12 protein-coding genes are annotated in these 14,414 nt (G+C 63.9%); 6 read left to right on the forward strand and 6 right to left on the reverse strand.

Going from position 1 to position 14,414, the window contains the following annotated elements; all coding sequences use genetic code 11:
• Nucleotides 1-66: 66 nt before the first annotated feature.
• Complete coding sequence (locus C3F42_RS06640) at nucleotides 67-1,998, reverse strand: ATP-binding cassette domain-containing protein (RefSeq protein WP_038707471.1); 1,932 nt, start codon at nucleotides 1,996-1,998, stop codon at nucleotides 67-69.
• A 206-nt stretch (nucleotides 1,999-2,204) separates the two neighbouring features.
• Between C3F42_RS06640 and C3F42_RS06645 the strand changes: the two genes are divergently transcribed.
• Nucleotides 2,205-4,133, forward strand: a complete 1,929-nt coding sequence (locus C3F42_RS06645; protein ID WP_038705742.1) for a transglycosylase SLT domain-containing protein — start codon at nucleotides 2,205-2,207, stop codon at nucleotides 4,131-4,133.
• 75 nt (nucleotides 4,134-4,208) lie between these two features.
• Here C3F42_RS06645 and C3F42_RS06650 read toward each other — a convergent pair whose 3' ends face one another.
• Both C3F42_RS06650 and C3F42_RS06655 read right to left on the reverse strand, forming a co-directional pair.
• Nucleotides 4,209-5,012 carry an MOSC domain-containing protein gene (locus C3F42_RS06650; protein ID WP_038705741.1) on the reverse strand — a complete coding sequence of 268 codons (804 nt, stop codon included), beginning with the start codon at nucleotides 5,010-5,012 and terminating at the stop codon, nucleotides 4,209-4,211.
• A gap of 55 nt (nucleotides 5,013-5,067) precedes the next feature.
• Complete coding sequence (locus C3F42_RS06655) at nucleotides 5,068-6,003, reverse strand: chemotaxis protein CheV (protein WP_104444212.1); 936 nt, start codon at nucleotides 6,001-6,003, stop codon at nucleotides 5,068-5,070.
• A 337-nt stretch (nucleotides 6,004-6,340) separates the two neighbouring features.
• Here C3F42_RS06655 and C3F42_RS06660 point away from each other — a divergent pair, with 337 nt between their 5' ends.
• The 3 genes from C3F42_RS06660 to C3F42_RS06670 all read left to right on the forward strand — a co-directional run bounded on the left by C3F42_RS06660 (nucleotide 6,341) and on the right by C3F42_RS06670 (nucleotide 8,755).
• Nucleotides 6,341-6,838 (forward strand): hypothetical protein, encoded by a 498-nt coding sequence (locus C3F42_RS06660; RefSeq protein WP_031314870.1) that lies wholly within the window; start codon nucleotides 6,341-6,343, stop codon nucleotides 6,836-6,838.
• A 371-nt stretch (nucleotides 6,839-7,209) separates the two neighbouring features.
• On the forward strand, nucleotides 7,210-8,106 hold the full coding sequence (locus C3F42_RS06665; RefSeq protein ID WP_023629955.1) for a sensor histidine kinase: 897 nt from the start codon (nucleotides 7,210-7,212) through the stop codon (nucleotides 8,104-8,106).
• Entirely contained in the window at nucleotides 8,096-8,755 is a 660-nt protein-coding gene (locus C3F42_RS06670; RefSeq protein ID WP_023629954.1) for a response regulator transcription factor, read from the forward strand. The genes C3F42_RS06665 and C3F42_RS06670 overlap by 11 nt, the downstream gene beginning before the upstream one ends.
• Here C3F42_RS06670 and yegS read toward each other — a convergent pair.
• Complete coding sequence (yegS, locus tag C3F42_RS06675) at nucleotides 8,739-9,626, reverse strand: lipid kinase YegS (protein ID WP_104444213.1); 888 nt, start codon at nucleotides 9,624-9,626, stop codon at nucleotides 8,739-8,741. The genes C3F42_RS06670 and yegS overlap by 17 nt on opposite strands.
• Nucleotides 9,627-9,900: 274 nt before the next feature.
• Here yegS and C3F42_RS06680 point away from each other — a divergent pair, with 274 nt between their 5' ends.
• Together C3F42_RS06680 and C3F42_RS06685 are read left to right on the forward strand one after the other, a co-directional pair.
• The gene (locus C3F42_RS06680; protein ID WP_094010559.1) at nucleotides 9,901-11,358 is read left to right on the forward strand and encodes a mannose-1-phosphate guanylyltransferase/mannose-6-phosphate isomerase; all 1,458 of its coding nucleotides are present in this window, start codon (nucleotides 9,901-9,903) and stop codon (nucleotides 11,356-11,358) included.
• 64 nt (nucleotides 11,359-11,422) lie between these two features.
• The gene (locus C3F42_RS06685) at nucleotides 11,423-12,658 is read left to right on the forward strand and encodes a glycosyltransferase family 4 protein (RefSeq protein WP_104444214.1); all 1,236 of its coding nucleotides are present in this window, start codon (nucleotides 11,423-11,425) and stop codon (nucleotides 12,656-12,658) included.
• Here the strand turns inward: C3F42_RS06685 and glp are convergent.
• Nucleotides 12,647-13,834 (reverse strand): gephyrin-like molybdotransferase Glp, encoded by a 1,188-nt coding sequence (gene glp / locus C3F42_RS06690; protein ID WP_104445290.1) that lies wholly within the window; start codon nucleotides 13,832-13,834, stop codon nucleotides 12,647-12,649. The genes C3F42_RS06685 and glp overlap by 12 nt on opposite strands.
• Nucleotides 13,835-13,850: 16 nt before the next feature.
• Nucleotides 13,851-14,390, reverse strand: coding sequence for a molybdenum cofactor biosynthesis protein B (moaB, locus tag C3F42_RS06695; RefSeq protein WP_038705737.1), 540 nt, complete (start codon nucleotides 14,388-14,390; stop codon nucleotides 13,851-13,853).
• Nucleotides 14,391-14,414 lie beyond the last annotated feature (24 nt).

Raw genomic sequence — 14,414 nt, forward strand, 5'->3', positions numbered from 1 at the left:
GCAACCCCGCTCCCACAAAGTCCGTCAAACAGGGCTGCGTGGGAGCGGGCTTGCCCCGCGATGGCTTCAGCCTTCCAGCTCGGCCCAGCGTTCCACCAGCACGTCCAGCTCGCCCTGCAGCTTCTCGATCTTGGCCAGCACCGCCGCAGTCTCGGCAATCGGCCGCTGATAGAAGCCCGCCGCACTCACTTCTTCCTGCGCCTCGGCCATTCGCTGCTCCAGCGCATCGATCTGCCCCGGCAGCATCTCCAGCTCACGCTGCAGCTTGTAGCTGAGCTTCTTCTTGCTGGCATCGGCCGCAGGCGCAGCGGCAACAACAGGCGCCACCTCCTCCACCGGCGCCTGCACCACGGCGCTGTTGAGCTCGGACTTGCCGCCCTTGCTTTCGGTCACGCCGAGCAGCTTCGGCGAACCACCCTGGCGAATCCAGTCCTCGTAGCCGCCGACGTACTCGCGCACGCGCCCTTCACCTTCGAACACCAGGGTGCTGGTCACCACGTTGTCGAGGAAGGCCCGGTCGTGGCTGACCATCAGCACCGTGCCTTTGTAGTTGGACAGCACCTCTTCGAGCAACTCGAGGGTCTCGACGTCGAGGTCGTTGGTCGGTTCGTCCAGCACCAGCAGGTTGGCCGGTTTGCTGAACAGCTTGGCCAGCAGCAGGCGCGCGCGCTCGCCCCCGGACAGCGCCTTGACCGGCGTGCGCGCACGCTGCGGGCTGAACAGGAAATCGCCGAGGTAACTCAGCACATGACGGTTCTGGCCGTCGATCTCGATGAAATCGCGGCCTTCGGCCAGGTTGTCGATGACGGTCTTTTCCAGGTCCAGCTGATGGCGCATCTGGTCGAAGTAGGCCACTTCCAGCTTGGTGCCGCGCTCGACCTTGCCACTGGTGGGTTCCAGGTCGCCGAGCATCAGCTTGAGCAGGGTCGTCTTGCCGGTGCCGTTGGCACCCAGCAAGCCGATACGGTCCTGGCGCTGCAGCACCATGGAGAAATCCTTGACCAGCTTCGGCCCATTCTGGTGGGCGAAGCTGACGTCCTCCAGCACCATCACCTGCTTGCCGGACTTGTCCGCCACTTCGATCTGGATATTGGCCTTGCCCTGGCGTTCGCGGCGCTCACCACGCTCCACGCGCAGCGCCTTGAGCGCGCGCACGCGGCCTTCGTTGCGGGTGCGTCGGGCCTTGATGCCCTGGCGGATCCACACTTCTTCCTGGGCCAGGCGCTTGTCGAACAGCGCGTTGGCAGTGGCCTCGGCTGCCAGCTCGGCCTCCTTGTGCACCAGGAAGCTGGCGTAGTCGCCGTTCCAGTCGATCAGCCCGCCACGGTCCAGCTCGAGGATCCGCGTGGCCAGGTTCTGCAGGAAGGAACGGTCGTGGGTGATGAACAACACCGCGCCGCCGAAACCTTTCAGGGCCTCTTCCAGCCAGGCGATGGCGCCGATGTCCAGGTGGTTGGTCGGTTCGTCCAGCAGCAGCAGGTCGGGCTCGGACACCAGCGCCTGGGCCAGCAGCACGCGCCGGCGCCAGCCGCCGGAGAGCTCGGCCAGGGTCTTGTCGGCCGGCAACTGCAGGCGGCTCAGGGTGCTTTCCACCACCTGCTGCAGGCGCCAGCCGTCACGGGCTTCGAGCTCATGCTGGACGTGCATGAGCTTTTCGAGATCCTCGTCACCGTGGATGTTCTGGCTCAGATGATGGAACTGCGCCAGCAACTCGCCGACGCCGTCAAGGCCAGCGGCTACCACATCGAATACGCTACGCTCGTCGGCCACCGGCAGCTCTTGCGGCAGCTCGCCAATCTTCAGGCCCGGGGCGCGCCAGATATCACCGTCATCGCCCTTCTGCTCGCCCTTGACCAGGCGCAGCATGCTCGACTTGCCCGTGCCGTTGCGGCCGATGATGCACACCCGCTCGCCACGGGCGATCTGCCAGGACACTTTGTCCAACAGCGGCATGGCGCCGAACGCGAGGGACACATCGCTGAATTTGAGCAGGGTCATGATCATCTCCAAAAACCGGGCGCGCATTCTACCTGACTTACCCCTTCAGGGCATCAAAAGCCCGTTGCCGCGACAGGGCGTCGGATAACAACTCGATACAAGCACAGCGCTTTCGCCGGCCACCGGCAAACGGCTAAGCTAAGCAGTAATACTCAACAGTGCTGGCTCCGCCGTCACTTTCCATGGTTCCACTGCCCGGACGTATCATGCGCAGCCGCCTGTTACAAATTGCTTCCTGCCTGTTGCTGACCACCCTCGCCGCGAGCGTCGCACAGGCCGCCGACATCACCCAGCAACGTCAATACTACGACGAGGCCAAGCGCGCCCTGGCCAAGGGCGACAAGGGCCCCTACCTGCGCTATGCGCAGGCGCTGCGCGATTACCCGCTCACGCCTTACCTCACCTACGACGAGCTGACTGCGCGCCTCAAGAGCGCCAGCAACGAAGAGATTGAGGGCTTCCTCAAGGCCCACGGCGACCTGCCCCAGGCCAACTGGATGAAACTGCGCTGGTTGCGCTGGCTGGCCGAGCGCGGTGAATGGAACACCTTCACCCGCTACTACGACCCCAAGCTCAACTTCACCGAACTGGATTGTCTCAACGGCCAGTATCAGCTCTCCCATGGCCTGCGCGCCGAAGGCTTCGCCAGCGCGGAAAAACTGTGGAACGTCGGCAAGTCCCAGCCCACAGCCTGCGACACCCTGTTCGCCATGTGGGCCGCCGAAGGTCAGTTGACCGAGGCCAAGCGCTGGCAGCGCGCCAAGCTTGCGGCACAGGCACGCAATTACGGCCTGGCCAACAACCTGGTAAAAACCCTCACAACGCTCGCCCCCCAGGGCAAACTCCTGCTGGACGTGGCGCAGAAACCTGAGCTACTCAACCAGCCTTCGCGCTTCACACCCGTCAACGAGGCGATGTCCGATGTGGTCAGCCTTGGCCTTCGCCGCCTGGCCCGACAGAACCCGGAGCAAGCCATGGCGCTGCTCGACGACTATGCCCAGCGCATGCACTTCTCCCGTGACGAGAAAGTCGCCATCGCCCGCGAGATTGGCCTGACCCTGGCCCGCCGCTACGACCCGCGCGCCCTGGACCTGATGACCCGCTACGACCCGGAACTGCGCGACAACACCGTCAGCGAATGGCGCCTGCGCCTGCTGCTGCGCCTTGGGCGCTGGGAAGAAGCCTACGAACTGACCAGGCGCCTGCCCCAGGACCTGGCCAGCAGCAACCGCTGGAAGTACTGGCAGGCGCGCAGCCTGGAGCTGGCCCAGCCCAACAATCCCCAGGTCCCGCTGCTGTACAAGAACGTCGCACGCGAGCGCGACTTCTACGGTTTCCTCGCCGCCGACCGGGCACAAACGCCCTATCAGCTGAACAACAAGCCGCTGGCACTGAGCCAGGCGGTGACCAACAAAGTCCGCAACACCCCTGGCATCCGTCGTGCACTGGAGTTCCACGCCCGTGGCCAGATCGTCGAAGGGCGCCGCGAGTGGTATCACGTCAGCCGCCACTTCAACCGTGACGAAATGGTCGCCCAAGCCCGGCTGGCCTACGACATGCGCTGGTACTTCCCAGCCATCCGCACCATCAGCCAGGCCCAGTACTGGGACGACCTGGACATTCGCTTCCCCATGGCCCACCGCGACACCCTGGTACGCGAGGCCAAGGTTCGCGGCCTGCATTCGAGCTGGGTGTTCGCCATCACCCGCCAGGAGAGCGCCTTCATGGAAGACGCCCGCTCCAGTGTCGGCGCCAGCGGCTTGATGCAGTTGATGCCGGGCACCGCCAAGGAAACCGCACGCAAGTTCAGCATCCCGCTGGCTTCGCCGGCGCAGGTGTTCAATCCGGACAAGAACATCCAGCTTGGCGCCGCCTACCTGAGCCAGGTACACAGCCAGTTCAACGGTAACCGCGTGCTCGCCTCGGCCGCCTATAACGCCGGTCCCGGGCGTGTACGCCAATGGCTCAAGGGCGCCAAGCACCTGAGCTTCGATGTGTGGGTCGAATCGATTCCGTTCGACGAGACGCGCCAATACGTGCAGAACGTGCTGTCGTATTCGGTCATCTACGGGCAGAAGCTCAATTCACCGCAGCCGCTGGTGGATTGGCATGAGCGGTATTTCGACGATATGTGATCGGAATGCCATCACCCCGCTCCCACGCTAACGTGGGAGCGGCGGTGCGCCGATGCGACTTGCCCCGCGATGGCGCTACTCGAGGACCTCAACCGCCATCCCCACCTTAAGCTCTCCCTCGCCATCCACCGCCAGGTTCTGGCCAAACAGCACATCGCCTTCCTTCTCGCGGAACGTCTTGAGCGTGGTCAACGGCTCACGGTCCGGGCTGCGTTCGCCTGTGGCAGGATCGAGGGTGGTGAGGATGCAGCGCACGCTCGGCTTGAGCACGCGGAAGGTCATGTCGCCAATACGGATGCGCTTCCAGCAGTCCTCGGCAAAGGCCTCGGCCCCCTCGACCACTAGGTTCGGGCGAAACCGCAGCATGTCCATGGGGCGCCCCACCCGACGGCTCAACTCATCCAGCGAGGCCTGGCCGATCAGCAGCAGTGGAAAACCATCGGGAAAGGCTGCCCGGTCACTGTTGAGGCCGTAGCCGCTGGGCAAGTAGCGGGCCCGCTGCTCGGGGCAGTACACCAGCCTTACCGCCTTGCCCAGAAGCTCGCTGAGCCAGGCCGCGGCGGCATCGCCAGCATCGGGCACGCGCAAGGTGTCGCGCCAGATGGTGATACCGCGCAGGGCCTCGTCGGCGGGCGGTACCGGCACCTCCAAGGGCGTCTGCCCCGGCGTCTGAAGCAGCAGTTGACCCTGCTCGCCGTAACTGGCGCCAACCTGCCCCAGCCGGGGCCAGGCGCGCTGGGTCAGGAAGCGGCCGTTTTCCTGCTCCACCACCAGCCAGCGCCGGTCACCGTCCAGGCCCAAGTTGCCGACAGCGGACGCCTGCAGGCACTGGGCCCGAGCCGATTTTACCGGGTACCGATACAATGCACTGAGAAACATCCCTGCCACCTTGCGCCAGTCGAAACACCAAGCTTATACCGGACCGGTGCCGTCGTTACACCGTGGCTTTGTCCAGGCTCAGGCGTTGACGCACCACATCCACCAGGCGATCGGGTTGGAACTTGGAAAGGAAGTTGTCGCAACCGACCTTCTTGACCATGGACTCGTTGAAGCTACCCGACAGCGATGTGTGCAGCACCACATAGAGACCCCGCAGGCGCGGATCGTTACGGATTTCGGTGGTCAGCCGGTAACCATCCATCTCGGGCATCTCGGCGTCGGTGAAGACCATCAGCAGCTTCTCGCAGACATCCTCCCCGGCATCGGCCCAGCCCTTGAGCAGGCGCAGCGCCTTCAGACCGTCGCTGGCCACGTGCAGCTTCACTCCCAGTTGCGAAAGGGTATCGCGCAATTGCGCCAAGGCCACGGTGGAGTCGTCCACCAGCAGCACCTCGCGACCGCGGGCGCGGGCCAGCACCGGATCTTCGAGTTTGTCGCGGGAGACCTTGGCGTTGTAGGGCACGATTTCGGCCAGCACTTTCTCCACATCGATGACCTCGACCAACTGCTCGTCGACCTTGGTGATTGCCGTGAGGTAGTGCTGGCGGCCAGCACTGGCCGGCGGCGGCATGATGGCTTCCCAGTTCATGTTGACGATACGATCCACACCCCCCACCAGGAACGCCTGCACCGAGCGGTTGTACTCGGTGACGATGATGGTACTGTTCGGCCCCGGCTGCAGCGGGCGCATGCCGATCGCCTGGGACAGGTCAATCACCGGCAGCGTCTGGCCGCGCAGGTTGACCACGCCACAGACGAAGGAATGGCGCTGCGGCATGAGGGTCAGCTTGGGCAGTTGCAGCACCTCCTGGACCTTGAACACGTTGATGGCGAACAACTGCCGGCCAGCCAGCCGGAACATGAGGATTTCCAGGCGGTTCTCACCCACCAGTTGCGTGCGTTGGTCTACCGTGTCGAGAATGCCAGCCATTGGAAGCCCCCAGGCGTGAGTCGGGAAAAAGTGAATGCATCCCCCTGTATCGGCGGACAAGGGCACAGCTTGACCCCTGATGGAAAAAGCCATGCGGGGTGATTGATATCACTTTACCATCATGCTTTACTGCTGCCACATCCTGCCACCTCCGTCGTTCGCAACGAACGATCAGCCTGAAACCTCATCAGGGAAACCCTTAGTGGCAATCGGGTGCAACCTGATGTTCGCAATATCCATTAGCCATTAATGTGACGCCATTCTCACTGCATGAACGGAGTCAGGCTTTTGCGAGCGATCATCTTGGTACGGCAATCCCCGAGGGTGGGGAGCCATGATGGATAGCACTCCACTGCACACCACCGCCGTGGCGGCCTTTCTGCAGGATGCACAGGTCCTGCTGGCCAGGTCCCAGGAATGCCTGCAGCACCTGGAGTTGATCAGCAACGATCCTGATGCCTGCCAGAGCCTCAACGCGGCACTCGACACCCTGGCCCGGCGCGCCGATACCCTTGACCTGCACGAGGTGGCTCACTATGCGTTCACCTTGCAACAGCTGCTCGCGCCCGCATGTGCCCAGCAGCATCTGAGCGGCGACAGCCTGCCAGTGCTCGCCGCTTGCCTGACCCTGCTCGACTGGCAATTGGAGCTGCTCGATCCGCAGACCGGCCAGCTGGACATGGACACCGAGGAACAACAACTGCTATTAAGCGAGCTGGCCACCGCCTTGGGGCAGCCGTCCACGCAGCTGTGCACGGATTGCCGACAGACCGGCGCGCCCTGCGCTCATCCCCATCTGGATCAGGACCTCAGTGCGCCCACCCGAGCGCACTAACCGAGCTTTCGAGCTACAACTAACTCGCCCTGAAATGAACTTGGCAAAGTGCGCACAAGTTTTTTCAAATGTTTTCATCAGCGTGAATCGTTAGTTACTCAATGTACGATGGAAACATAATTTAATAATGGCACTCTGCTAGCCAAGCCCTTGTCCGCCAGGTCCGCCACAGCCCGGAAAATACGAGGTTTCAAGCAGTTATCCCCCGCGACCAAATTCAACCAAAGTGATAACATGCGCGCATTCGAACATGCGCGCCCAGGTTATCGGTGATTGGATCCGCACCTGAACTTGGACGAAGGTGGGCGGTAATACCTCTTTCAGACGTGTGCAACGCCCCTAACCGCTATAACACAGTGGCTTCCGTACCTATGCCTCCACGCTTGAAGTTTCTCCAGCATTGCCGCCCCAGAGCTGCCCTGCTCCGCTGGACGACTGCCCTGCTGTGCGTTACTTCCCTGGGAGCGAACCTGGTGGCGTACCTGCGCACCCTCCCCCTGTCGGCCAGCCTGCTACTGCTCCAGTTACTGGCGATGATCGGCATAGGTTGGCACCTGCGCCACTGGGCGCGCTCGATCAGCCTGCGCCCCGCCGAGCTGGCCACACGCATGCTCAAGGTTCAGGAAAGCGAGCGCCAGAGACTGAGCCGCGAACTGCACGACGACATTGGCCAACTCTTGACCGCAGCCAAGCTCCAGGTTGACTGGTTGCAACGCCGGGTACCGCCCGAACTGCAAGAGCAGTGCACCGCCCTGCGCAGCACGCTGGACCTGACCTTGAGCAACGTGCGCGATGTTTCCACAATCCTCAACCCGCGCCAGTTGGCCAGCCTGGGGCTGGAGGCGAGCCTGCGCGCGCACCTGCTACGGACCCTTGAAAACACCGAGGTGCACTGGAGCCTTGAATGCCACCAACGCCTGGGCGGCATCAGCGAGGAAGTCACCATGGCGGCTTTTCGCATCACTCAGGAAGCGGTCACCAACATGCTCCGCCACGCACATGCTCGCAACCTGGTGGTCCGCCTGCAGCGCACCTCGGCAGGTCTGGCCCTGTCGATCCAAGATGACGGCGGCGGTTTCATACCAGCGCAGGCCCCCGCGCAGAGCGGCCTGCGCGGCATGGCTGGCATGCAGGAACGGGTGACAGCACTGCAGGGCAGTCTCACCATCACCAGCCAACCTGGCCAGGGCACCCGGATCGACGCACTTTTCCCATGGCCACCCCGCAACCAAGAACGCGCCAGGACTCCTGCTACCGATGACCTGTAATCTCTTGCTGGTGGACGACCACTCCCTGATTCGCGCTGGTGTCAGGGCATTGGTATCGGACATTCCCGGCTATACCGTGATCGGCGAAGCCGATGACGGCGGACAACTCCTTGAGCAGGTCTTGCGCCTGGCGCCGGACATTGTCCTGCTGGATATTTCCATGCGCTCGACCAGTGGCCTGGACGCGCTAACGCAGCTACGCGCAAACGGTTGCACCTGCAAAGTCCTGATCCTGTCGATGCACACCGACCCGGAACTGATCATGCGCGCACTGGAAAGCGGCGCCCATGGCTACCTGCTCAAGGACACCACAGCCACCGAACTGGAACAGGCGCTGACTGCCCTGCGCAACGACGAACGCTACCTCAGTCCGGCCATCGCCCACACCGTGATCAACCAGGCGCTGCTGCGCGCCCAGAACGGCCGCCAGCCGAGCAACGACGGCCACAACCTGACCGCGCGTCAGCTGGAGATCCTGCGCTTGATCGTGCGCGGCAAATCGACCCGGGAGATCGCAAGCGGTCTGGGCCTGTCGATAAAGACCGTGGAAACCCACCGTTCGCAGATCATGAAGCGCTTGCAGATCTACGACGTAGCAGGCCTGGTGCTGTTCGCAGTGCGCGAAAAAATCATCAGCCTGGATGACTGAGCAACGGTGAATCCTTGGGCAAGTGCACACGCAACGCCCCTGGCAGCGCTTCAAAACGCAAGCTTGCCGCTTGCAGGGGCTCACCGTCGAGGTTCATGTCCAGCCCTTGGGCGCCCTTGATCTCCACCCACGGCAAACGGGCGCGCACAAACAACCCCTCACCAGCCAGCAGCTCGCGCAGGGCTCCAGCCATTTCCTGCGGCGCCGGCAGGATACCGACGTCCAGCAGGCCATCATCCACACTGGCCTCGGGGCACAATACGTGCCCGCCACCGGCCTGGCGACCGTTGCCGATCCCCAGCGCCAGCAACTCCCCCTGCCACTGGAACCCAGGCCCCTGCAGCTCCACCGAGGCCGCCTGCAGCTCACTGAAACGCGACAGCCCGGTGAACAGGTAGGCCGCAGCACCCAGCACTTTCTTCAGGTCTTCGGAGGTATTGGCGGTGACCTGGGTGCCGAATCCACCGGTCGCCATGTTCAGGAAAAGCTGGTCGCCCACCCGCCCCAAGTCGATCGCACGCGCCGGCACCTCCAGTAGGTCCAGGGCCGCTTGCGGTTCAAGGGGGACTCCCGCCGCCTTGGCGAAGTCGTTGGCCGTACCCAACGGCAACAGCGCCAGGCTGGCCTGGGTGGCCGCCAGCCCCATGGCTTCGGCCACGTCGCGCAATGTGCCATCCCCGCCGCCGGCCACCACGTGAGCATAGCCCTCCGCCAGTGCTTCCCCGACCAGGCGCTGGGCATCACCGCCCTCCCAGGTCAGGCGCACATCCAACTCCCAGCCACGCTCCCGCAGCTGGCCCACCGCGGCCCGCACGTCCTCGTTGGTGGCCTGCTTGCCATGCAGGATCAGCAATGCCTTGCGCTCGCTCATGTTGCCCTCCCGGAAAAATGCACAGAAATGCCCTACTGCAATCTCGACCATGAACGCACACGGATTGCTGCATGCCCCGTCCAAAAACCGCCGTTTCCCGTAATTGCCATTGAAAGCCGCTCGCGACAGGCGCATCATTCGACAAATATTTGGCCTTCATGGAAGATGCCGCCCAAAAAAGTCATTTTATTGACTTTGCGCCGCCAGACGCCTGACAGGTCGTGATTTCCTTGCATTGCGCTGCCCCGCAGCGCCCCGATTCGAGGCTGTGACTATGAGCGTTCTGATCCCTTGCATCATCGCTGGCGGCGCCGGCACCCGATTGTGGCCGGTCTCGCGCGAAGCGATGCCCAAGCCGTTCATGCGTCTTCCCGACGGCATGAGCCTGCTGCAGAAGACCTTCAACCGCGCCAGCAACCTGCCTGGGGTCGAGCGCGTGCTCACGGTGACCAACCGTGAGGTGGTATTCCGCACCCAGGACGAATATCGCCAGGTTGGCACCCAACGCGTAGCCCACGATTTCATTCTCGAGCCAATGGGCCGTAACACCGCCCCCGCCATCGCTGCTGCAGCGCTGCACTGCGCCGAACAGTACGGCGAGGATTGCCTGCTGCTGGTAATGCCTGCCGACCACCTGATCCAGGACCAGGAGGCTTTCCAAGCCGCTGTGTGCCAGGCCATGGCGCTCGCCGGGCAAGGCTGGCTGGCCACCTTCGGCCTGTTGCCGACCCGCGCCGAAACCGGCTTCGGCTATATCGAACAAGGCCAGACGCTGGCAGCCGGCGCTTTTCGGGTCGCCCGCTTCGTTGAAAAGCCTGACGCCGAGACCGCCCAGGGCTACCTCGAAGGTGGCCGACACCTGTGGAATGCCGGCATGTTCTGCCTGCGCGTCGGCACCGTACTGCAGGAACTGCAGACGCATGCCCCCGAAGTCCTGCACAGCGTGACCCACTGCCTGGAACACAGCCAGGTCAAGGAGGGACCGTCCGGCCTGCAAGTGGAACTCGATCCCGAATGCTTCGCCCTGACACCCGACATCTCCATCGACTACGCCCTGATGGAACAATCCGCCCAGGTGGCGGTGGTGCCATGTGACATCGGCTGGAGCGACATCGGCTGCTGGGAGGCGGTGCGTGAACTGCGCCCGACCGATGACCAGGGCAACCATTGCAACGGTGAAACCGTACTGCATGATGTCAGCAACTGCTACATCGACTCGCCACGACGCCTGGTCGGCGCGGTCGGCTTGGACAATCTGATCGTCATCGATACCCCCGACGCACTGCTGATCGCCGATGCCGCGCGCAGCCAGGAAGTCAAGGTGATTGCCCAGCAGCTCAAGCATCAGGGCCATGACGCCTACCGACTGCACCGCACCGTAACCCGCCCCTGGGGCCTGTACACCGTGCTCGAGGAGGGCCCGCGGTTCAAGATCAAGCGCATCATGGTGCGCCCGGGTGAATCGCTGTCACTGCAGATGCACCATCATCGCAGCGAGCACTGGATCGTCGTCAGCGGCATGGCCTGCGTGACCAATGGCGAGGAGGAGTTCTTGCTCGACACCAACGAATCCACCTTCATCAAGCCTGGGCGCAGCCACCGCCTGACCAACCCCGGTGTCATCGACCTGGTGATGATCGAGGTACAAAGCGGCGAATACCTGGGCGAAGACGACATCGTACGCTTTACTGATATCTATGGACGCGCCCCGGCGGCGGCAGCACCTGCCTGACTGCCAGAGGGCGCGTTTTTGCCATCCAGGGCCGGCAACCGGCCAACCGCGAGGATTCAGGCTCATGCGCATACTCTGGACCCTGCCCTACCTGCCCTGGCCCACCACCAGTGGCAGCAAGACCCGGCAGTACCACCTGCTGCGCACCCTGGCGCAGCATGGCCACCGGATCACCTTGCTGGTGCAGTCCAAGATCCCCTTGAGCGATAGCGCGCGTGAAGCCCTGGAACCCTTGGTGGAACGCCTGATCGTACTGCCCAGGCGAGCACTGAACAGCCCAATGAACCTGTTCGCCTCACCCATAATCGACTACCCCATGCGGGTCATCATCAATGGTTTGGCGCCTTGTCTGCGACACCAGTTCGAACAACTGCTGGACGAACCCTGGGATGTGATCCAGATCGAGCACAGCTACAGCTTCCAGCCGTTCGAGAGGGCCCTGCAGGCCAGGGGCCTGCCGTACATGCTCAGTGAGCATTACCTGGAGTCGGTGATGGGTGCCGCCTGCCATGACCGCCTGCCGTTGTGGTTGCGTCCGCTGAACGCCTTCGACCGCTGGCGCTATCGGCGCTGGGAACAACGGGTACTGCGCCAACCCAGCGAGGTGGTGGCGGTCAGCGCTCACGATGCCGAACTGATCGGCCAGATCAGCGGCCGCCCGGTAAATGTGGTGGTCAATGGCGTGGACTGCGACCACTACCAGGACGTATGTCCTACCCCACATAGCCAACGCCTGCTGTTTGTCGGCAACTTCGAGTACGGCGCCAACCTGGAAGCGATCGAGTGGGCGCTGGAAGAAATCCTGCCCCAGGTATGGATGAGCAACCCGGCGGTACGCCTGGCCATTGCCGGGCACGCATTGCCGGCCAGCTGGAAGCTGCACTGGAACGACCCACGCATCGAGTGGGTAGGTTACCGTCCCGACCTGCGTGAGCTGCAGCGCCGCTCGGCGTTGTTCTTCGCCCCCCTGCGCCATGCTGGAGGCTCCAAGGTGAAGATCCTTGAGGCCCTGGCTGCCGGGCTACCGGTCATCACCACCAGCAAGGGCGCCTCGGGTTTGGCCATGAACAACGGCGAGCACTACCTGGGTAGCGACGACAGCGGCCAACTGGCTCTGTTGATCACCCAACTGCTCAATCAGCCTTGGCGCATGGGCCAGCTAAGCGTCGCCGGGCGTCAGTTTGCCCGTCAACGTCATGACTGGAGCGTCGCCGCCCAGCAGTTGGAGAACGTGCACATGCGCCTGACCCAGTTGGCACCGGCAGGCGCAGGCGCCAACGGCGGTGTGCTAGCCAAGTAGCTCACTGAACGGGATGAACGTTACCGCATCGCCCTGCCTGGGCGTGCTGCCCTCCAGCACCTCCACCACCCCGTCGGCCCAGGCCGCGCTACGCAGCACACCAGAACTCTGGTTCTTGTAGATGCGTACAAGACCGTCCTCGATGCGCGCGCGCAGGTACTCGCGGCGGGATCCGGCCTTGGGCCAGTCGAAGCCCGCCGGCACGCTGAACCGCAAGGGCGCGACGTTGCCCACGCCCAGCCGGCGGAGCAGGTAGGGCCGCGCCAGCAGGCCGAAGGTCACCAACGTCGAGGCTGGGTTGCCCGGCAAGCCGATAACCGGCACCCCTTGGTAATGGCCGAAGGTCAGCGGCTTGCCTGGTTTGATCGCCAGCTTCCACAGCGCCAGCTCGCCCGCTTCGCGCAGGGCCAGGCCAAGAAAATCTGCCTCGCCCACCGACACACCGCCAGTGGAGAGGATCAGGTCGACGCTCCCCAACTCGGCCAGGGACTGACGGGTGCGCGCAAGATCATCGGGCAGGATCCCGGCGTCGACCACCTCGCAGCCGAGGCGTTGCAGCCAGCTGACCAGCAAGCGCCGGTTGCTGTTGTAGATCTGCCCAGGCCCCAGTGGCAAACCCGGCTCGACCAGTTCATCGCCGGTTGAAAGCACCGCGACCCGTGGTTGGCGGCGCACTTCAAGTGTACCGTAGCCCAGGGTCGCGGCCAGCCCGAGCTCGATCGGCCCCAACCGCGTGCCGGCGCTCATGACCTGTTCGCCGACACGGGTTTCCTGGCCCTTGGGGCGAACGTTCTGGGCCAGTGACAGGCTTTCGAGGAAGCGCACTCGCCCATCCGCGAGCACCTCGGTGTTTTCCTGCATCTCGACGCAATCGGCGCCTTCCGGTAGTGGCGCGCCGGTGAAGATTCGCGCGCAGGTGCCCGGCTCCAGCGGCTCCGGCGCATGCCCTGCGAAGATGCGCTGGGTCACCCGCAGCGGCTCGCCCTGCCAGTCGGCCAGGCGCAGGGCGTAGCCGTCCATGGCACTGTTGGGCCACGGCGGAAGGTCGAGGCCGGCCACCAGTTCATGGGCCAGGACCCGCCCTTCGGCTTCGGCCAGCGCGACGTGTTCGGTCTCGGCGATGGGCGCCTTCTCGGCCAGCGCCAGCAGCCGCTCCAAGGCCTCTTCCACCGGCATCAACGGCCGGGCCACCTCAACCACGGCTGTCACAGGCCGCTGCCTGCTTCAGGTGCGGCACGAAGTTGCACGGCCGGTGACGGGCATCCAGCTGCTCGGCGAGGATGCCGTCCCAACCGGTGCGCACGGCATTGGTCGAGCCCGGCAGGCAGCAGACCAGGGTGCCGTTGGCAAGGCCTGCCAGGGCACGGGACTGCACGGTGGAGGTGCCGATGTCGGCCACCGAGATCTGCCGGAACAGCTCGCCAAAACCCTCGACCTGCTTGTCCAGCAGGCACGCCACGGCCTCCGGGGTGCTGTCGCGCCCGGTAAAGCCAGTGCCGCCGGTGATCAGCACCACCTGCACATTATCATCGGCGATCCAGGTCGCGACCTGGGCGCGGATCTTGTACAGATCGTCCTTGAGCAGAACGCGCTCGGCCAGGTGATGGCCAGCGGCGCCGAGGCGATCGACGAACAGCTGGCCGGAGGTGTCGGTATCGAAGGTACGGGTGTCGCTGACCGTCAGCACGGCGATATTCAGCGCTACGAAAGGGGTATCTGCCTTGGCTTTCATGGGAGTCCGTCGCGGGGGAACAGG

This window comes from Pseudomonas sp. PONIH3 (assembly GCF_002934345.1).
Classification (GTDB): Bacteria; Pseudomonadota; Gammaproteobacteria; order Pseudomonadales; family Pseudomonadaceae; genus Aquipseudomonas; species Aquipseudomonas soli.